Origin of the sequence: Rhodococcus sp. AB351 (assembly GCF_049538275.1) — a bacterium.
Taxonomy (GTDB): domain Bacteria; phylum Actinomycetota; class Actinomycetes; order Mycobacteriales; family Mycobacteriaceae; genus Rhodococcus.
The window spans coordinates 105,491-124,300 of record NZ_JBMVFW010000003.1 but is presented as its reverse complement, the minus strand read 5'-3'; the positions used below and the strand labels follow the sequence as shown (position 1 = coordinate 124,300).

Here is an 18,810-nt window from a genome sequence, read left to right as displayed (position 1 = left end):
CCCACCGGGTAGGTTTCATCAGCTGAGGCGTTCGAGCACCATCGCCATGCCCTGACCGCCGCCGACGCACATCGTCTCGACGCCGAACTGCTTGTCGTGGGTGCGCAGGTTGTTGAGGAGCGTCGTGGTGATCCGGGCACCGGTCATGCCGAAGGGGTGACCGAGGGCGATTGCGCCACCGGAGACGTTGAGCTTGTCCTCGTCGATCTTCAGCTCGCGCGCCGAGCCGAGCACCTGCACGGCGAACGCCTCGTTGATCTCGAACAGGTCGATGTCGTCGATGCCCATGTTCGCGTTGGCGAGCGCCTTGCGGGTCGCGTCGATCGGTCCGAGGCCCATGATCTCCGGCGACAGGCCCGAGACACCGGTGGAGACGATGCGCGCGAGCGGGGTGAGCCCGAGTTCCTTCGCCTTCGTGTCGGACATGATCACCAGAGCGGCCGCACCGTCGTTGAGCGGGCACGCGTTGCCGGCGGTCACCGTGCCGTCCGGGCGGAAGACCGGCTTGAGCTGACTGACCGCCTCGTAGGTGGTGCCCGGGCGCGGACCGTCGTCGGTGCTGACGACCGTGCCGTCGGCGAGGGTCACCGGGGTGATCTCCCGCTCGAAGAAGCCACTCTTGATGGCCTCTTCCGCCAGGTTGTGCGAGCGCACGCCCCAGCGATCCTGGTCCTCCCGGGAGATCCCGGTGTGGGAGGCGACGTTCTCGGCGGTCTGTCCCATCGCGACGTAGACATCCGGCAGCAATCCCTCGCTACGCGGGTCGGTCCACGCCACGCCCCCCTCGGCGAGCTTCGCGCTGCGCGCCTGCGCCTCGTCGAACAGCGGGTTCTTGGTGTCGGGCAGGCCGTCGGCGTTGCCGGTCACGAAACTCGACACCGACTCGACACCGGCAGAGACGAACACGTCGCCTTCACCGGCCTTGATGGCGTGCAGCGCCATGCGGGTGGTCTGCAGCGACGACGAGCAGTACCGGTTGACGGTCACCCCGGGCAGGAAGTCGTAGCCGAGCTGCACCGCGACCACGCGGGCGATGTTGAAGCCGGACTGTCCTGCGGGCTGTCCGCAGCCGAGCATCAGGTCGTCGATCTCGGTGGGATCGAGGTCGGGGACCTGGGCGAGCGCCGCGGCGACCATCTGGGTCGCCAGGTCGTCCGGGCGGATCGATGCGAGCGAGCCCTTGCGCGCTCGCCCGATCGGCGACCGTACTGCGGACACGATTACTGCTTCGGGCATCTTCTCTCCTCGATGTTCCGGTCGTACTGCGACCTTACGACCCTCTGGGTCAAGCGGCTATCCTGTGCTAACTTACCAAGCAATCGCTTGGTTCGGTACAGACGTTAGGAACATGCCATGGGCATCACCTCGACCTCCGACAGCGCCGGTATCACCACGGTCACCGTCGACTTCCCGCCCGTGAACGCTCTCCCCTCACAGGCCTGGTTCGACCTGGCCGAGGCCGTGACCACGGCCGGGCGCAGTCTCGACACCCACGCGGTGATCCTGCGCGCCGAGGGCAGAGGCTTCAACGCGGGTGTGGACATCAAGGAAATGCAGGCCACCGAAGGGTTCGACGCCCTGATCGCCGCCAACCACGGGTGCGCCGCCGCATTCGCCGCCGTCTACGACTGCGAGGTACCTGTGATCGTCGCCGTCAACGGCTTCTGTGTCGGAGGCGGCATCGGTCTCGTCGGCAACGCGGACGTCATCGTCGCCTCCGACGACGCCGTCTTCGGCCTGCCCGAGGTCGACCGCGGTGCACTCGGCGCCGCAACACATCTCGCGCGCCTCGTCCCCCAGCACATGATGCGCACCCTCTACTACACGGCGCAGAACGTCACCGCGCAGCAGCTCGAGCACTTCGGCTCGGCGTACAAGGTCGTGCCGCGCAGCGAACTCGACGCCACCGCACGCGAGGTCGCCGAGATGATCGCCGCGAAGGACACCCGCGTCATCCGCCGTGCGAAGGAAGCCATCAACCGCATCGACCCCGTCGACGTGAAGACGAGCTACCGCCTCGAGCAGGGTTTCACCTTCGAGCTGAATCTCGCCGGCATCGCCGACGAGCACCGCGACGAGTTCGTCGCAACAGGAAAGCCGCGCAGCAACAGCTGACGCCTCACACCACCAGGAGTTCGGAACACCATGCGTGACAAGAGAATGTCGCTCGACGACGTGGTCGGCGAGCTGCGCAGCGGAATGACCATCGGCCTCGGTGGCTGGGGGTCGCGCCGCAAGCCCATGGCCCTCGTGCGGGCGATCCTCCGCTCGGACGTGAAGGATCTGACCGTCGTCACCTACGGCGGCCCCGATCTGGGCCTGCTGTGCTCGGCGGGCAAGGTGAAGAAGGCCTACTACGGATTCGTCTCGCTCGACTCGGCACCGTTCTACGATCCGTGGTTCGCCAAGGCCCGCACGGGCGGCGAGATCGTCGCCCGCGAGATGGACGAGGGCATGATCAAGTGCGGCCTGGAGGCCGCCGCGGCACGCCTGCCGTTCCTGCCCATCCGCGCAGGCCTGGGCTCGGCCGTCGTCGACTTCTGGGAAGGCGAACTGAAGACCGTCACCTCGCCGTATCCCGGCCCGGACGGCACCGAGACCCTCATCGCCATGCCGGCGCTGAACCTCGACGCGGCGTTCGTGCACCTCAACATCGGCGACAAGCACGGCAACGCCGGCTACCAGGGTGTCGACCCGTACTTCGACGACCTCTACTGCATGGCCGCCGAGCGGCGCTACGTCTCGGTCGAGAAGATCGTCGAGACCGAGCAGCTCGTGAAAGAGGTTCCGCTCCAGCAACTCCTGCTCAACCGCATGATGGTCGACGGGATCGTCGAAGCGCCGAACGGGGCGCACTTCACCCTCGCGGGCGACAGCTACGGCCGCGACGAGAAGTTCCAGCGCCACTACGCCGAGTCCGCCAAGGACCCCGAGGCGTGGCAGGCATTCGTCGACCGCTTCCTCTCGGGCAGCGAGGACGACTACCAGGCCGCAGTCCAGAAGTTCGCACAGGAGCAGGCATGACCACCACCGAGACCGTGACCCGCGCCGAGTACTGCGCGATCGCATGCGCCGACATCTTCTCGGGTGCCGGCGAGATCATGGCGAGCCCGATGGCGACACTGCCGCAGATCGGCGCACGCCTGGCCAAGCTCACCACCGAGCCCGACCTGTTGATCACCGACGGTGAAGCACTCATCCTCGCCGACGTCCCGGCCCTCGGCGCGAAGGCACCGATCGAAGGCTGGATGCCGTTCCGCAAGGTGTTCGACGTCGTCGCGTCGGGTCGCCGCCACGTCGTGATGGGCGCCAACCAGATCGACCGGTACGGCAACCAGAACCTGTCGGCCTTCGGTCCGCTCCAGCAGCCGACGCGTCAGATGTTCGGTGTGCGCGGCGCTCCCGGCAACACGATCAACCATGCGACCAGCTACTGGGTCGGCAAGCATTCCTCGCGTGTCTTCGTCGACACGGTCGACATCGTCTCGGGTGTCGGATACGACAAGGTCGATCCCGAGAACCCGGCGTACCGCTTCCTGGACATCGCGCGGGTCGTCACCAACCTCGGTGTCTTCGACTTCGGCGGCCCCGGCCACAGCTTCCGGGCGCTCTCGTTGCACCCGGGTGTCGAGGCCGAGACCGTCGCCGAGAACACGTCCTTCGAGGTCGCCGGTCTCGACGAGGCCGGTGTGACCCGCGAACCCACCGCCGAGGAACTGCGTCTGATCCGAGAGGTGATCGACCCCAAGGGACTCCGCGACCGTGAGGTTGCGCTGTGAGCACCCTGCGCACAGCACTGACGGAGCTCGTGGGCATCGAGCACCCCATCGTTCAGACGGGCATGGGCTGGGTGTCCGGCCCGCGGCTGACCGCCGCGACGTCGAACGCCGGTGGCCTCGGCATCCTCGCGTCGGCGACGATGACCTATCCCGAGCTCGAAGCGGCCGTGGCAAAGACGAAGTCGCTCACCGACAAGCCGTTCGGTGTGAACATGCGCGCCGACGCTTCGGACGCCGGCGAGCGCATCGACCTGCTGATCCGCGAGAAGGTCAAGGTCGCGTCGTTCGCGCTCGCACCGAAGAAGGAGCTGATCGCCAAGCTGAAGGATCACGGCATCGTCGTGATCCCGTCGATCGGTGCCGCCAAGCATGCCGTGAAGGTCGCCTCGTGGGGTGCCGACGCGGTGATCGTGCAAGGTGGCGAGGGCGGTGGCCACACCGGTCCCGTCGCGACGACCCTGCTGCTGCCGAGCGTCCTCGACGCCGTCGACATCCCCGTCGTCGCCGCCGGTGGTTTCTTCGACGGCCGCGGCCTGGCCGCCGCACTGTCCTACGGCGCGGCCGGCATCGCGATGGGTACGCGATTCCTGCTCACCAGCGACAGCGCCGTTCCGGATTCGGTGAAGCAGCAGTACCTTTCGCGGGGCCTGCAGGACACCACCGTGTCACTCAAGGTCGACGGCATGCCGCACCGCGTCCTGAACACCGACCTGGTGAACAGCCTCGAGAAGTCGAGCTACGCGAAGGGACTGGTCGCGGCCGCGCGGAACGCGACGAAGTTCAAATCGATGACGGGCATGAAGTGGTCGACCATCGTCAAGGACGGCCTCGCCATGAAGAAGGCGAGCGACCGCACCTGGCAGCAGATCATCATGGCCGCCAACACCCCCATGCTCCTCAAGGCCGGCCTGGTGGAGGGCAACACCGAAGCCGGTGTGCTCGCCTCGGGCCAGGTCGTCGGCATGCTCGACGACCTGCCGAGCTGCCAGGAGCTGATCGATCGCATCGTCGCCGAGGCCGTCGAGCGCATCGACGCCCTCTCGGCCCTGCGCGATCAGGGGCGTCCCGCCGCCTGATTCCGAGCTCTCCCTTCGACCCCGCCCATCCGCTCGCCGATTCATCATCCGCTACAGCGAATTTCCGTAGCGGATGGCCGGAATGCGAGCGGATGGGCGGGGTCGCTGCTGTTCGGTGGTGAGCGCACTCAGCAGAGCCCTGGTGCGACGGAGCGAGGCTCGCTGGTCGTCGCCGACGGGGACGATCGCCGCCCAGACGTCGGTGACACCCGCATCGAGCAGTCCCTGCAGCTGCCGGCGCACCGACTCCTCGTCGCCGACTACGGCGATGTCCGCCGGGGTACTCGCGCCCGCCTCCTCCAGGACCCGCCGGTAGCTGGGCATTCCCGCGTAGGACGTGGCGGTCGCGGCGACCGCATCCCGCGCGGCGTCCGCGTCGTCGTGGACTGCGACGGGCAGTCCCGCCACGATGCGCGGCTCCGGTCGGCCGGCCCGCGCGGCGGCCGCGTGGATCGCAGGGGCGATCCGCGATTCGATCACCTTCGGCGCCGCCATCCACAGGACCGTCCCGTCGGCGTACTCCCCCGCGACCCGCAGCATCCGCGGCGACATGGCGGACAGCAGGACGGGCACCTCGTGCGCGACGGCGACCATCCGTCCCGCGCTGCGGGTGGACCATGCCTCGCCCCGGAAGTCCACCTCCTCACCGCGCAGGAGTGCAGTGATGATCCGGATATACTCCTCGGTGTTCTGTCCCGGGGTGTCGTACGACAGTCCGTAGACGTCCCGGACCAGTCGCTCGTGCGACGGTCCCAGCCCGAGCGTGAATCCCGGCCGGCCCATGGCCTCGGCGACGGCCGCGGCGCGGTTCGCTTGCAGCAGCGGGTGGCACGGGTAGGTCTGGAGCACGGCGGTGCCGAGCTCGATCGATCCGGTCTCCCGACCGGCCACCGCGAGAGCCGCCAGCGGGTCGCCCGCGACGGTGCTCGCGAACCACAGGGACGTGAATCCCTCGGCCTCCGCCTTCTGTGCCTGCTTCACGATCCTGTCCGTGGACGACGCTCCGCCCGTGAGCCCGATTCGCATCGACACCTCCGTGATCGCATTCCCAATCGATAACGAGAACAGTACTCTCTTAATAAGAGAGTAGTAATTCCGAGAGGAAATCTGTCCCGGCGAGGCCCTATGGGCGTCGGCGAGCTGTTCGGTTCTCGGATCACAGGAAGGACCCCTATGAATCGACGGAGATCGTCGTACCTCACGCTTGTCGCCTTGTGCTCGGCGCTGTTCCTCATCACTGCCTGCGGCAGCTCCGGTGCGGGCTCCGGCTCCGCCGCCGCCGAGCCCGTCGGAGACCCCGTCGTCGGCGGATCCGCGCGGCTCGTCCAGGTTCGCGAGCCGGTCAGCCTCGACCCGGCGGTCCTCGCCAACAACTGGGTCGGGCAGTCGATGCTGGGCAACGCGCTGTTCGGAACACTGATGGTCGACGACCCGGCGACACTCGAGGTGGAACACAAACTCGCCACCGACTTCTCGACCCCCGACGGCGGCGCCACGTTCACGTTGACGCTCCGGCCGGATCTCGTCTTCTCGGACGGAACTCCGCTCGACTCGGAGGCGGTGGCATTCAACTGGAACCGGCACCGGGACCCGACCGTCGCGTCGAATGCGCTTGCACAGGCATCACAGATCGCGTCGACCGAAGTCGTGGACGAGACCACCCTGACGATCACCATGCGCTCACCGAATCCCCACTTCGCGCACGCGGTCACGTCGAGTTCCCTGAATTGGATCGCCTCCCCCACCGCCCTCGCGAAGGGTCCGGAGACGTTCAATGCCGAACCTGTCGGCGCCGGTCCCTTCGTCCTGACCGAGTGGACACGCCAGGATCGTATGGAACTCGAACGGAATCCGGATTACTGGGATGCACCGCGGCCGTACCTGGACAACATCACGTTGACCACCGTCAGCGACGTCAACCAGCGCACGAACGTGCTCGCCAGTGGCGCAGTGGATCTGGTCGCGGAGTCGAGCTGGTCGGCGTTGACACGGGCGGAGCAGGCCGGGTTTCCGACGCAGATCGTCCCGGAAGGCGGTGGGCAGTACATCGCCCTCAACGCCCGACGGGCACCGTTCGACGACGTCCGAGCGCGAAAGGCCGTGGCCGCCGCGGTGCAACTCGACGGCATCAACAGCGCGGTCTTCGAAGGCAACGGCGAAGTGCCGGGCACCCTGTTCCAGGAGTCGTCGCCGTTCTTCGCGGACATACCGTTGCAGCAGCACGATCCCGAGGAGGCGCAGCGTCTCTTCGACGAACTCGCGGCCGAGGGCAAGCCGGTGGAGTTCACCTTCCTGGCCACCTCCCTCGTCGAGATCCGAACGGTCGCGGAGACGGTTCAGGCGCAACTCGCCGCCTATGACAACGTCGAGGTCGACGTCGAAGTACTCGACTACGCGGCCTTCATGCCGCGGTATGCAGCGCGTGATTTCGATGCGACCATCTGGTCGGCCGACGTGCAGGAGCCGCACACCACGCTGTGGCATCAGTTCCACTCGGGGTCGTCGGGAAATGTCGCAGGTATCGCCGACCCCGAACTGGATGCCGCCCTCGAGGCGGGCCGACTGGCGACCTCACCGGACGAGCGGGTCGGGGCCTACACGACTGTCCAGCAACGACTCGCCGATCTCGACGTCGGCATCTGGTACGTGCGGGCGGCACCGTCGGTGATCCACAGTTCCGATATCCACGGAGTCCGGATGTACGCGCTGGGGTCGCCCCTGCCCGAGGAACTCTGGATGGCCGAGTCCGGATAGTTCCCACGATCGGAACCGATGTTGTTGTCGATCCTTCCCGGGATCAACGACAACAACATCGGTTCCGATCCGACTGACTACGGTCGTTGACGGATCCGCCGAGCTCGCGTTACCGTGCGCGGAACTGTTTACCGCAGGCATGGGGGCCCGGTGAGATCACGTACGGTCGCATTCGTCGTGGCGGCACTGGCCGCCTGCACCATCACATCCGCAGGACCGGCGACCGCCGATCCCACCGGTGGCGCCTCCGGTGCCTCCTGGCAGAGCCTCGTCGATGCCCCCGACGCCTATCCGAACACCGCCGTCGAGTGGGACGTACCCATCACACTGAGCGACGGGACGGTGCTCCGCGCCAACGTCTTCCGTCCCGCACACGCCGACGGCACGCCGATCGACGAACCCACACCGGTCGTCCTCGGTCTCACGCCGTACACGAAACTGTTGTCGACGCTGGCGTCGGTGGCGATGGAGGACCCGCAGTTCGCCCCACTCGTGGACGAACTCGGATCCGTCCTGAACTTCGGTGCCCCCTTCGACGGCATCACCGAACTCGCCGCCCCGGCATCCCAACTCGGCCGCGCCTTCGGACTCAACCGCGATCTCGTGCAGAACGGGTACACGCAGGTGATCGTCGACGTGCGGGGCACCGGTTTCTCCCACGGACAGTGGGACGTTCTCGGTCCGCGCGAGCAGCAGGACACCGTCGAGGTCATCGACTGGGCGGCGAAGCAACCGTGGTCGAACGGACGCGTCGGAACGACCGGCGTGTCCTATTCGGCGATCAACCAGATCCAGGCCGCCGGCCTACGACCTGAGGCACTCGACGCGGTCTTCGCCGTCGAACCCGGCAACGACCTGCTGCGCGACATCGTGGGCACCGGCGGCGCCGTGGGCGTGGGCTTCATGCCCGCCTGGCTCGGGCTCGTCAACGGGCTCAAGTGGGTTCCCGATATGCAAGCCCTCCTCCAGGGCCGGTTCGACGCGCAGTGGTTGCGCGACAGGCTCGCCGACCCCGCCACGAAGATCCCCGAACTCTTCGAGGTCCTCACCGCGCCGAGCATCGACGGTGTCTCCCCCGATGCCCTCGCGGTCGCTCAGGACGGCCCGTTCTACCAGGAACGGCAGGCCCGACTCGAGTCGATCGAGGTGCCCACCTTCGTGTTCGGGAACTGGCACGACATCTTCGCCAACAGCGAGCCCGACATCTACAACCGGATTCCCGTCGAACCCGGCCGCAAGCAACTGGTGATGGGCGACGGCTACCACGCGATCCTCGGTACCGGATTCGGCACCCCGGGACATCCGCCGAACATCACGGCGCTCCAGCACGCCTGGTTCGACCGCTGGCTCAAGGACATCGACAACGGCATCGACGAGTACGGCCCGGTCACCCTGCTGCAGCAGGGCGGCGGTTGGGTCACGAACGACGAGTTCCCACGCAGCCCCGTCGACCACGAGAAGCTCTTCCTGTCGGCGGCTCCGAGCGGCACGGCCGGGCACGCTCTCCACGACGGCACACTCGCGACGTCGGCGCCCGAAACCGCGCAACGACTCACCGTCGCCCCGGGACTGCGCGGCTTCTGTTCCCGTGAGGCCGCACAGGGCACCGCCGGCATCGCGGTGCTGTTGGGCGCGGGATGCACGAAGGACGCCCGGTTCAACGAGGCCGAGGGCCTCACCTTCACCAGCGGGCCGGTCACCGAACCGACCGTGCTCTCGGGACCGGTCAACGTGCACCTCGAGACCGTCCTCGACGCCACCGACGGATTCTGGTCGGTTTCCGTGAACGACGTGGCTCCGGACGGACGGTCCACCGTGCTCACCACCGGTTCCCTCGTCTCGTCGCTGCGGGCGATCGAGGATTCGAAGAGCACGTTCACCGCCGACGGCGACTACGCACAGGCACATCCGGTGCTGACCCTCGAGTCCCGGCAGCCGATCGTCCCGGGGCAACCGACGGCCCTCGACATCAGCACGCTGCCGACCGAGGCGGTGCTGCAACCGGGCCACCGCATCCGGGTGGACGTCTACGCCGCGAGCGTCCCGCGCTCGTTGCCGCTCGGCCCGATGCTGGTCGAGAGCGGACTGCGGCCACAGCACCTCGAACTGAACCCTGCCGCACCGAGTTTCGTAACGCTTCCGGTAGCGAAGTAGCCGGCGGGACGTTCCGCTCGGGAAATCGGGATCAGGAGAACGACCCGTGCCGACCCTCTCCGGACGCGAAGCGGGCGGCCCCACCGGCCGCATCGCTCTCGAGGGACTCCATGCCGACCGTGAACTCGAATGCGATCGCCTCCGATTCGGAACGGCCGGACTGGGCGCGGACCGACCGGCGATCGTTGCGCATACACGTCTGAGGGAAGCCGGCGATCTCCCGCGCCATGTCTTCGGCGGCCTCGCGCGCGGTTCCCGGTTCGACCACGCGGTTGGCCAGACCGAAGTCGAGTGCTTCCGCGGCATCGACCGGGCGGCCGGTCAGGATCATGTCCATGGCCCGGCTCTCGCCGATGAGGCGGGGCAGCCGAACGGTCCCGCCGTCGATCAACGGCACGCCCCATCGTCGGCAGAAGACACCGAACACCGCATCGGCGGACGCCACCCGCAGATCGCACCAGATCGCCAGTTCGAGTCCGCCGGCCACCGCGTAGCCCTCCACCGCCGCGATCACCGGTTTCGACAGCGCCATGCGTGTCGGTCCCATCGGTCCGTCGCCGCCCTCATCGAGGACATTCTGCTCCTCGGTGCCGATGGCCTCGAGATTCGCACCCGCACAGAAGTTCCCGCCCTCTCCGAAGAGGACTGCGACATCGGCGTCGGGGTCGGTGTCGAAGGTCCGGAACGCGTCGGCGAGTTCGGCGGCCATCGGACCGTCGACCGCGTTCCGGCGCTCGGGACGGGCCATGATCACGGTCGTCACCCGGTCGCGTGTCTCGACGCGGATCGACTCGTACTGCGTCATCCCTGCCCTCTCCCGTTCAGCAATCCCGGAGTTCAAAAGGTCTCGAATTAAACTCTGCTGCAACAAGTTTCGTGACGGTACCTGTCACCGGTCGCCGGGCCGACGCTCGAGAGCGTCCCGATCCCACGCACCGAGGCGGGCAGCGGCCTCGTAGGTGCTGTGCAGGAAGTCCATCAGTTCCGCATCGGGATCGGCCGCGGTCCGCACCGCCTCGTAGGGCAACACGAACTCCCCCAGCTCGGCGGAATAGTGGGCGGCGTCCGGCCGCACCGGGGAATCGTCGAAACCGTCGAGCCCCGGATAGACGTAGGAATAGAACGCTCCTTCGTCCCCACCACCCGGCCAGAACCCGCAGCTGCTGAGCTCGTGCGAGTAGGCCTCCGTCATCACCCGGTCGGGGCAGTTCGGGATCCCGCCGGGGTGCGGCGGGGCGGTACGTCCGGAGAACCGGGTGCACGCGAGGTCCATCGCTCCCCAGAAGAAGTGCACCGGACTGACCTTGCCGAGGAACTCCGCCCGGAACACCTGCAGGACGCGATGAGCCTGCACGAGCTGCCGCCAGAAGAGGTGAGCGGCCTCGCCGTCGTAGCTGTCGTGCTCACGGTCCCGAGCGAACGGGATCGCCGGATCCACCTCGTTGGGTGTGCCATGGATGCGGGTCGCGATGCCCAGTTCGTGCAGCGCTTCGAGGGTACGGGTGTAGAACTCCGCCACCGACTGTGCGACGAGGGGCACCGAACGACTGCGACCGTCGCCCGCACGGATGTGCAGACGGTGTTCGAAGAGGTCGAATTCCATGTCGAAGACGGTGCGCCCATACGGAATCGACGAGGTGCCCAGACCTCGTGGTGTGACGTACAGCGTCGTCTGCCACCAGTGGTTGACCGTCGGTGCATGCGCCATGCGGATCTTGCCGACGATCTGCAACCACATGTGGAGGGTGTCGCGTGTGTCGGCCCATTCCACCGTCCGCAGACTCGGCCACGCATCACCGGAAACAGGTACTGATTCGTGCACAACGCCTCCCACAGTGTCGAGGAATCGGGTCAGGAGAACGAACCGTGTCCACCTTCCCCTGGACGCGAACCGTGCGGCACCACCGGCCGCGTCGCTGCCGAGGGAATCCGTGCCGACCATGAATTCGAATGCGATCGCCTCGGGTTCGGAACGACCGAACTGCTCGTAGGCAGATCGACGATCGTTGCGGATACAGGTCTGTGGAAATTCGGTGATGTCACACTCGCGACGTTCCGATGCTCGGGGCGGGCCATGATGACGGTCGTTACCCGATCGCGCGTCTCGACGCGGATCGATTCGCACTTCGTCATGCCCGTCCTCCCCCGCTCAACAGCATCGGCTTCCCGGGTTCGCATCCGCTGCGGCGTGCCGCTCACGCCAGTAGTCGCGTTCGCTCAGCGGTGGTCGATCCGGATGCTGGCGGCGGTGCAGTTCGACGTACCGCGCGTAGTCGTGGTCGCCCATGACGGCACCGATCCACCACCACGCACGACGCAGTACGGCGATCACGACCCGTCTCCGTCCTTGTGATGCGAGGCATGGGTGTGCGCGGCCCCCGGAGCCCGGACCTTGCCCGATGCGATCAGCTCGTCCCACTCCTTCTGCAGTTCCCGTTCGGCCGGTGTGGGCACGAAGCCGGCGGGCGCGAAGATCTTCGACGGGACATCGGGTGTCTCGGTGGTGGGCATACCTCCGGCGCGGATCGATCTGATGCACACCACCACCCCGGCCGCGACGACGATCAGCACGAGGCTCGCGAACACGATCGACAGGGTGCCCTGGATGAACGTGTTGCGGATGACGGCGTCGATCTCGTCGACCGTCCTCGCCGAACCGAATGTGGTTGCGCCGGAGTTCTTCGCGTCGACGAAAGCGCGGTGCTGGGCCCAGTACCCCACCGCGCGGTCGCCGGAGAAGATCTTCTGCCACGACGCCGTCATCGTCACGATCAGGTCCCACACCAACGGCACACCGGGGATCCAGGCCCACTTCACCAGTCCCTTCTTCACGACGATGGTGAGCACGACCGTCAGGGCGATCGCGGCGAGCAACTGGTTGGCGATGCCGAACAGCGGGAACAGAGTGTTGATGCCACCGAGCGGGTCGGTGACGCCCATCAGCAGGATCGCACCCCACAGGCCGACGACCACTGCGGAGCACAGCCACGCACCGGGACGCCAGGACGGATCCTTGAAGCGACGGGCCGGGCCACCGAAGTTGCCGAGCGAATCCGAGAGCATGAACCGCGCGACACGCGTTCCTGCGTCGACGGTCGTGAGGATGAACAGCGCCTCGAACATGATCGCGAAGTGGTACCAGAACGATTTGAGGCTGTCGCCGCCGAACAGATCGCTGAGCACCTGCGACATGCCGAACGCGAGCGTCGGGGCACCACCGGTACGGGAGATGATCGACTCCTCCCCCACACCCTCCGCGGCGGCGGAGATCTGCTCGGGAGTGATGTCCGGCGATCCCAGGCCGAGTCCGTTGACGTAGGCGGCGGCGGTCTCCGGGGTGCCACCGGTGAGGGCGGCCGGTGCGTTGAGCGTGAAGTACAGGTGCTGGTCGATGATGCACGCGGTGACCAGGGCCATGATCGCGACGAACGACTCGGTGAGCATGCCGCCGTAACCGATCAGCCGGGTCTGCTTCTCCTTCTCGAGCAGTTTCGGAGTGGTGCCCGAGGAGATGAGCGCGTGGAATCCCGACAGTGCGCCACATGCGATGGTGATGAACAGGAACGGGAACAGCGACCCGGCGAAGGCCGGGCCGTCACCGTCGATGGCGAACGACGTGACGTCGGGCATCTCCAGGGCCGGACGCGCGACGAGGATGCCGATGGCCAGCAGCACGATGGTGCCGACCTTCATGAAGGTCGACAGATAGTCGCGCGGGGCGAGCAGCAACCACACCGGCAGTACCGACGCGGCGAATCCGTAGGCGATCATCAGCCACGAGATCGTCACCGGGGAGAGGGTGAACCAGTCGGCGCCCCAGTCGGTCTCGGCGACCCAGCCACCCGCGATGATCGCGACGAGCAGCAGGACGACGCCGATCAGTGACACCTCCGCGACCTTGCCGGGTCGCAGGTAGCGCAGATAGACGCCCATGAACAACGCGATGGGGATCGTCATGGCGATGGAGAACAGGCCCCACGGACTGTCGGCGAGCGCGTTCACGACCACCAATGCCAGCACCGCGATCAGGATGATCATGATGACGAAGACCGCGATGAGCGCCGCGACGCCACCGATCGGTCCGAGTTCCTCGCGGGCCATCTGGCCGAGGCTGCGCCCGCGGCGGCGCGACGAGATCCACAGGACGAGGAAGTCCTGGACCGCACCGGCGAAGACGACGCCGACGATGATCCAGATCGTGCCGGGCAGATATCCCATCTGTGCGGCGAGCACCGGGCCGACGAGCGGGCCCGCGCCGGCGATGGCGGCGAAGTGATGGCCGAACAACACCCGACGGTCCGTCGGCATGTAGTCCTTGCCGTTCTCGAGCTCCTCCGCGGGTGTCGCACGGTCGTCGCGCGGCTGCACGATCTTGCGTTCGATGAACTTCGCGTAGAAGCGATAGGCGACGAGATAGGTGCAGACGGCGGCGATGACGAACCAGACGGCGTTGATCTCCTCGCCGCGGACCAGGGCGATCATCGACCAGGCGACCGCCCCCAGAATCGCGAGTACGAGAAAGACGATCCGCGCGGTGGGTGATATCGGTGTCCGGTCGACGACACCGACCGGTGGAAGATCGGGGTCGGTCCGGAGATATTCCACTTCGCTGCTGGTCGGCGGCGCCGGGTCCACGGCCATATCGGCTCCTCACCAGGCTCGCCGCGGATCCGCGGAGGTCGCGACGGGCCTCGAACGTGCTCGAATCTCGACCAGCGTCACGCTACCCGCGCGCGTCGATGAAGGAACCGGAATCGATCAGCCGCGTGCGGCGATCCTGGCTTGCACCTCGGGCCGACGCAGCGGTGGAACCGTCGGCGGTGGCTGCCGCCGTTCGGGAAGGGACTCGAGCAGTCTCGTCGTCGTCGCGGTCACTTCGGCGACGGCCTGTTCGAACGACTCCCGGGTGGCGTCGGAGAGTTTGTGGATCCCGCTGACCTTACGGACGTACTGCCGCGCGGCCGCCTCGATCTCCTCGGCGGTCGCAGCCGGCTCGAGCCCGCGCAGCTCCGTGATGTTCCGGCACATGCTTCGAGGGTAGACGCCGCTCGAGGGCCGGACCATACAGTGCCGAACCGAACAGTGCCGAACCAAGCAGTGCCGAACCGAACATCCGCGCGCCCGCTGTCCATCCGCTACGGCAATTGCTGCAGCGGATGACGAACGGGCGCGCGGATGTGAAGGGGTGGATCAGACGCGTTCGATGATGGTCACATTGGCGGTGCCGCCACCCTCGCAGATGGTGAGCAGGCCGTAGCGGCCACCGGTGCGCTCGAGCTCGTTGAGCAGCGTCGCCATCAGCTTGGTGCCGGTCGCGCCGAGCGGGTGGCCGAGGGCGATCGCCCCGCCGTTGACGTTGACCTTCGACGGGTCGGCGCCGATCTCCTTGATCCACGCCAGGACGACGGGGGCGAAGGCCTCGTTGATCTCGATGAGGTCGATGTCGTCGATCGTCAGGCCGGCCTTCTCGAGCGCGTACTGCGTGGCGGGGATCGGGGCGGTGAGCATGAAGATCGGGTCGTCGCCGCGGGCGCTGAGGTGGTGGATGCGCGCGCGGGGCTTCAATCCGTACTTCTTCACGGCCTCGTCGGAGGCGAGCAGCACCGCGGACGCACCGTCGGAGATCTGGCTGGCGACGGCGGCGGTGAGACGACCACCCTCGACGAGCGGCTGCAGCGACGCCATCTTCTCGAGGCTGGTCTCGCGCGGGCCCTCGTCGACGGCCGCATCACCGAGCGGCACGATCTCGTTCTCGAAGCGTCCCTCGGCGATGGCAGCCTTGGCGCGCTCGTGGCTCTGCAGCGCCCACTTCTCGAGTTCCTCGCGGCTGAGGTCCCACTTCTCGGCGATCATCTCGGCGCCCTTGAACTGCGAGACCTCGTCGCTGCCGTAGCGCTCGGTCCAGCCGGTCGACCCGCCGAAGGGGGTGTCGAAGCCGTACTGCTGTCCGACGATCATGGCTGCGGAGATCGGGATCTGCGTCATGTTCTGCACGCCGCCGGCGACGATGAGGTCGGCGGTGTTGCTGAGGATCGCCTGGGCGCCGAAGTGCAGGGCCTGCTGGCTCGACCCGCACTGACGGTCGACGGTCACGCCGGGTACGTGCTGCGGGTAACCGGCGGCCAGCCACGCGGTGCGGGCGATGTTGCCGGCCTGGCCGCCGATGGCGTCGACGCAACCGAACACCACGTCGTCGACGTCGGCGGGGTCGATGCCCGTGCGCTCGACGAGCGCCTTGATCACGTGCGCGCCCAGGTCGGCCGGGTGCACGTCCGCGAGCCCACCCTTCTTCTTGCCGATGGGGGTGCGCACCGCGTCGACGATGTAGGCCTCGGTCATGATGTCTCCTTAGGAAGAATTCTGGTTCGACAGTCCGTCGAGAACGATGGAAAGGTATTGCTGGGCAACCTGGTCGATGCTGAGCGCGCCCCCCGGGCGGTACCAGCGGACCGCGACCCAGACCGTGTCGCGCAGGAACCGGAAGACGAGTTCGACGTCGAGATCCGGACGGAAGGAACCGTCGGCGACGCCGCGTTCGATCACGCCCACCCACAGGTCGCGGAACTCGATGTTGAGTTCACCGATGTAGGCGAAGCGGTCGCCTTCGAGATGCTTGGCCTCACCCTGGTAGATGGCGACGGCGGCGTGCGACCGGTCGATCGCCTCGTAGGAGGTCGTCACCAGCGCTGCGAGCGTGTCACGCGACGGCAGGTCGGACGCGACGATCTTGCGGTAGCTGTCGAACAGGTCGCCGAGGAATGCGCGCAGGATCTCGTCGACCATCGACTCCTTCGAATCGAAATGGTGGTAGAGGCTGCCGGAAAGGATGCCGGCGGCATCGGCGATGTCGCGCACGGTCGTGGCCCGCACACCGCGCGACGCGAACAGGTCGGCTGCGATGTCGAGCAGTTCCGCGCGGCGTCCGGACTTGCTGGAGGTGTCGTCGCGTGAGGGAGTCATGACGGACATCCTTTCAAGCCGACCGAGGGCGGGGTCATGCGCGCTGCGAGGAGACCGACACGACCTCGCCGGTCAGATAGGTCGTGTAGTCGCTGGCGAGCATCGCGATGGTCGCCGCGACCTCCCAGACCTCGGCGGCGCGGCCGTAGGCCTCACCGGCGGCGAGGTTGTCGAGCAGTTCCTCGCTGGTGACCTTCGCGAGGAAGGGGTGCCGGGCGATGGACGGGGCGACGGCGTTGATGCGCACGCCGTATTCGGCGGCCTCGATCGCGGAGCAGCGGGTCAAGGCCATGACGCCGGCCTTCGCCGCCGCGTAGTGCGCCTGCGAGTGCTGCGCGCGCCAGCCGAGGACCGACGCGTTGTTGACGAGCACTCCGTTGTGGTCGACCGAACGGAAGTAGCGCAGCGCGGCGCGGGTCGCGCGGAAGGTGCTGGTGAGGGTGATGTCGAGGACGCGATCCCATTCCTCGTCGGTCATCTCGACGACGGGCGTCTCCCCGCCGAGTCCGGCGTTGTTGACGAGCACGTCGATGCGGCCGAGCTGGTCGGCGGCGCCGGCGATGAGGGCGTCGACCTGCTCGGTGGACGACACGTCGCACACGATCGTCGCGACCTGCTGTTCGGGGAACTCGGCCGCGAGCTTCTCCGCGGACTCGCCGAGCCGGCGCTCGTGGAAGTCGGAGACGAGCACGTCGGCGCCCTCGAGCAGCGCGCGGCGCGCGGTGGCGAATCCGATGCCGGTGCCGGCGGCGGCGGTGACCACGACCTTCTTGTCGCGGAGCAGGCCGTGGCCGGGGGTCTCGACCGGCGGGGTCGCGAGCGGGGATGCGGGGCGGGGTGAAGCGGTCACGGACGTGCCTCCCGGGGAAGGCCGAGCACGCGCTCGGCGATGATGTTGCGCTGGATCTCGTTGGATCCGCCGTAGATGGTGTCGGCGCGGGTGAACAGGAACAGCCGCTGCCACTCTGCGAGCTCGAGATGCTCGGGATCGGTGATCTCGGAGGGATTTCCGGCATGGTCGTGATCGGGGCCGACGAGCGACGACGCACCCTGCACGTCCATGGCGAGCTGACCCAGATCGCGATGCCAGTTCGCCCACAGCAGTTTCGCGACCGACGCCTGACCAGGGTCGGCGTCGCCGAGGGTACGCAGGGCGTGGGCGCGCATGACCCGCAGTCCGATCCGCGCGCGGGCGATGCGCTCGCGGAGGTGCGGATCGTCGATCGCACCGTTGCTCTCGGCGACGGAGACGATGCCGTCGAGTTCGCGGGCGAAGCCGATCTGCTGCCCGAGGGTGGAGACGCCGCGTTCGAAGGTCAGCAGACCCATCGCGACCTTCCATCCGTCGCCGGGGGCACCGACGACGAGGTCGGCGTCGGTGACGGCGTCGTCGAAGAAGACCTCGTTGAACTCGGAGGTGCCGGTGAGCTGCTGGATGGGCCGCACCGTGACGCCGGGCTGGTCGAGGGGTACGAGCAGGAAGCTCAGGCCGTGATGACGGCTCGAACCGGGTTCGGTCCGCGCGACGACGAAGGCCCACTGTGCGACGTGTGCGAGCGACGTCCAGACCTTCTGGCCGTTGATCACCCACTTGTTGCCCTCGAGGCGGGCGGTGGTGGAGACGTTGGCGAGGTCGGAGCCGGCTCCCGGTTCCGAGTAGCCCTGCGCCCACAGTTCAGTGACGTTGCGGATGCCGGGCAGGAAGCGCTGCCTCTGCTCCTCGGTCCCGAACGCGATGAGGGTGGGCCCGAGCAGTTCCTCACCGAGGTGGTTGACGCGCGCGGGGGCGTTCGCCTTCGCGTACTCCTCGTGGAAGATCACGCGCTGATCCATGCTCGCGCCGCGACCGCCGTACTCGGTGGGCCAGCCGATGCAGGTCCATCCGGCAGCGGCCAGATGCCGGTCCCACGCGAGTCGCTGTTCGAAGAACTCGTGTTCGCTTCCGGGTCCGCCCTTGCCCCTGAGCTCGGCGAACTCGCCGGTCAGGTTGTCTTCGAGCCACTGCCGAACGGTGGCTGCGAACTCCGCATTTTCCTGGCTCTCGCTCTCGTGCACATCCGTACGATAACCTACCAAGCAATTGCTAG

17 protein-coding genes are annotated in these 18,810 nt (G+C 67.4%); 6 read left to right on the top strand and 11 right to left on the bottom strand.

What is annotated here, in order from left to right; genetic code table 11:
* Positions 1–18: 18 nt before the first annotated feature.
* Positions 19–1,236 carry an acetyl-CoA C-acetyltransferase gene (locus ACPCXD_RS09190; protein WP_085469433.1) on the bottom strand — a complete coding sequence of 406 codons (1,218 nt, stop codon included), beginning with the start codon at positions 1,234–1,236 and terminating at the stop codon, positions 19–21.
* A 117-nt stretch (positions 1,237–1,353) separates the two neighbouring features.
* Between ACPCXD_RS09190 and echA20 the strand changes: the two genes are divergently transcribed.
* Genes echA20 through ipdC form a run of 4 tightly spaced genes read left to right on the top strand, consistent with a single transcriptional unit; the run spans position 1,354 to position 4,855 of the window.
* On the top strand, positions 1,354–2,115 hold the full coding sequence (echA20, locus tag ACPCXD_RS09185) for a (7aS)-7a-methyl-1,5-dioxo-2,3,5,6,7,7a-hexahydro-1H-indene-carboxyl-CoA hydrolase (protein WP_423659296.1): 762 nt from the start codon (positions 1,354–1,356) through the stop codon (positions 2,113–2,115).
* A gap of 30 nt (positions 2,116–2,145) precedes the next feature.
* Positions 2,146–3,024, top strand: coding sequence for a cholesterol ring-cleaving hydrolase subunit IpdA (gene ipdA, locus ACPCXD_RS09180; RefSeq protein WP_183070638.1), 879 nt, complete (start codon positions 2,146–2,148; stop codon positions 3,022–3,024).
* Positions 3,021–3,779, top strand: a complete 759-nt coding sequence (gene ipdB / locus ACPCXD_RS09175) for a cholesterol ring-cleaving hydrolase subunit IpdB (RefSeq protein WP_088897577.1) — start codon at positions 3,021–3,023, stop codon at positions 3,777–3,779. The genes ipdA and ipdB overlap by 4 nt, the downstream gene beginning before the upstream one ends.
* Entirely contained in the window at positions 3,776–4,855 is a 1,080-nt protein-coding gene (gene ipdC / locus ACPCXD_RS09170; RefSeq protein ID WP_088897578.1) for a (3aS,4S,5R,7aS)-5-hydroxy-7a-methyl-1-oxo-octahydro-1H-indene-4-carboxyl-CoA dehydrogenase, read from the top strand. The genes ipdB and ipdC overlap by 4 nt, the downstream gene beginning before the upstream one ends.
* A gap of 51 nt (positions 4,856–4,906) precedes the next feature.
* Here ipdC and ACPCXD_RS09165 read toward each other — a convergent pair whose 3' ends face one another.
* Positions 4,907–5,881 (bottom strand): TIGR03564 family F420-dependent LLM class oxidoreductase, encoded by a 975-nt coding sequence (locus ACPCXD_RS09165; RefSeq protein ID WP_423659292.1) that lies wholly within the window; start codon positions 5,879–5,881, stop codon positions 4,907–4,909.
* A 147-nt stretch (positions 5,882–6,028) separates the two neighbouring features.
* Here ACPCXD_RS09165 and ACPCXD_RS09160 point away from each other — a divergent pair, with 147 nt between their 5' ends.
* Together ACPCXD_RS09160 and ACPCXD_RS09155 are read left to right on the top strand one after the other, a co-directional pair.
* The gene (locus tag ACPCXD_RS09160) at positions 6,029–7,609 is read left to right on the top strand and encodes an ABC transporter substrate-binding protein (RefSeq protein ID WP_423659290.1); all 1,581 of its coding nucleotides are present in this window, start codon (positions 6,029–6,031) and stop codon (positions 7,607–7,609) included.
* A 150-nt stretch (positions 7,610–7,759) separates the two neighbouring features.
* Positions 7,760–9,763 (top strand): CocE/NonD family hydrolase, encoded by a 2,004-nt coding sequence (locus ACPCXD_RS09155; RefSeq protein WP_423659288.1) that lies wholly within the window; start codon positions 7,760–7,762, stop codon positions 9,761–9,763.
* A gap of 31 nt (positions 9,764–9,794) precedes the next feature.
* Here ACPCXD_RS09155 and ACPCXD_RS09150 read toward each other — a convergent pair whose 3' ends face one another.
* The 9 genes from ACPCXD_RS09150 to ACPCXD_RS09110 form a co-directional block, all read right to left on the bottom strand.
* The gene (locus ACPCXD_RS09150; protein ID WP_088897579.1) at positions 9,795–10,568 is read right to left on the bottom strand and encodes a crotonase/enoyl-CoA hydratase family protein; all 774 of its coding nucleotides are present in this window, start codon (positions 10,566–10,568) and stop codon (positions 9,795–9,797) included.
* A gap of 84 nt (positions 10,569–10,652) precedes the next feature.
* Positions 10,653–11,585 carry a DUF5996 family protein gene (locus ACPCXD_RS09145; protein ID WP_423659285.1) on the bottom strand — a complete coding sequence of 311 codons (933 nt, stop codon included), beginning with the start codon at positions 11,583–11,585 and terminating at the stop codon, positions 10,653–10,655.
* A gap of 327 nt (positions 11,586–11,912) precedes the next feature.
* The gene (locus tag ACPCXD_RS09140) at positions 11,913–12,095 is read right to left on the bottom strand and encodes a YbdD/YjiX family protein (protein WP_016694713.1); all 183 of its coding nucleotides are present in this window, start codon (positions 12,093–12,095) and stop codon (positions 11,913–11,915) included.
* Positions 12,092–14,404 carry a carbon starvation CstA family protein gene (locus ACPCXD_RS09135; protein WP_271037863.1) on the bottom strand — a complete coding sequence of 771 codons (2,313 nt, stop codon included), beginning with the start codon at positions 14,402–14,404 and terminating at the stop codon, positions 12,092–12,094. The genes ACPCXD_RS09140 and ACPCXD_RS09135 overlap by 4 nt, the downstream gene beginning before the upstream one ends.
* Positions 14,405–14,521: 117 nt before the next feature.
* Complete coding sequence (locus ACPCXD_RS09130; RefSeq protein WP_120281328.1) at positions 14,522–14,791, bottom strand: DUF2277 domain-containing protein; 270 nt, start codon at positions 14,789–14,791, stop codon at positions 14,522–14,524.
* Between the two features lie 162 nt (positions 14,792–14,953).
* Entirely contained in the window at positions 14,954–16,102 is a 1,149-nt protein-coding gene (locus ACPCXD_RS09125; RefSeq protein WP_423659282.1) for an acetyl-CoA C-acetyltransferase, read from the bottom strand.
* Positions 16,103–16,111: 9 nt separating this feature from the next.
* Complete coding sequence (locus ACPCXD_RS09120; RefSeq protein ID WP_088897583.1) at positions 16,112–16,723, bottom strand: TetR/AcrR family transcriptional regulator; 612 nt, start codon at positions 16,721–16,723, stop codon at positions 16,112–16,114.
* Positions 16,724–16,757: 34 nt separating this feature from the next.
* Positions 16,758–17,573 (bottom strand): SDR family oxidoreductase, encoded by an 816-nt coding sequence (locus tag ACPCXD_RS09115; RefSeq protein ID WP_088897584.1) that lies wholly within the window; start codon positions 17,571–17,573, stop codon positions 16,758–16,760.
* Positions 17,570–18,778, bottom strand: a complete 1,209-nt coding sequence (locus ACPCXD_RS09110) for an acyl-CoA dehydrogenase family protein (protein ID WP_423659280.1) — start codon at positions 18,776–18,778, stop codon at positions 17,570–17,572. The genes ACPCXD_RS09115 and ACPCXD_RS09110 overlap by 4 nt, the downstream gene beginning before the upstream one ends.
* Positions 18,779–18,810: the final 32 nt, after the last annotated feature.

Coding starts and splice junctions, on each gene's coding strand:
- ACPCXD_RS09130 (WP_120281328.1), bottom strand. CDS start 14,791: ATGTGCCGGAACATCACGGAGCTGCGCGGGCTCGAGCCGGCTGCGACC.
- ACPCXD_RS09120 (WP_088897583.1), bottom strand. CDS start 16,723: ATGACTCCCTCACGCGACGACACCTCCAGCAAGTCCGGACGCCGCGCG.
- ACPCXD_RS09125 (WP_423659282.1), bottom strand. CDS start 16,102: ATGACCGAGGCCTACATCGTCGACGCGGTGCGCACCCCCATCGGCAAG.
- echA20 (WP_423659296.1), top strand. CDS start 1,354: ATGGGCATCACCTCGACCTCCGACAGCGCCGGTATCACCACGGTCACC.
- ACPCXD_RS09160 (WP_423659290.1), top strand. CDS start 6,029: ATGAATCGACGGAGATCGTCGTACCTCACGCTTGTCGCCTTGTGCTCG.
- ACPCXD_RS09165 (WP_423659292.1), bottom strand. CDS start 5,881: ATGCGAATCGGGCTCACGGGCGGAGCGTCGTCCACGGACAGGATCGTG.
- ipdB (WP_088897577.1), top strand. CDS start 3,021: ATGACCACCACCGAGACCGTGACCCGCGCCGAGTACTGCGCGATCGCA.
- ACPCXD_RS09190 (WP_085469433.1), bottom strand. CDS start 1,236: ATGCCCGAAGCAGTAATCGTGTCCGCAGTACGGTCGCCGATCGGGCGA.
- ACPCXD_RS09150 (WP_088897579.1), bottom strand. CDS start 10,568: ATGACGCAGTACGAGTCGATCCGCGTCGAGACACGCGACCGGGTGACG.
- ACPCXD_RS09135 (WP_271037863.1), bottom strand. CDS start 14,404: ATGGCCGTGGACCCGGCGCCGCCGACCAGCAGCGAAGTGGAATATCTC.
- ipdA (WP_183070638.1), top strand. CDS start 2,146: ATGCGTGACAAGAGAATGTCGCTCGACGACGTGGTCGGCGAGCTGCGC.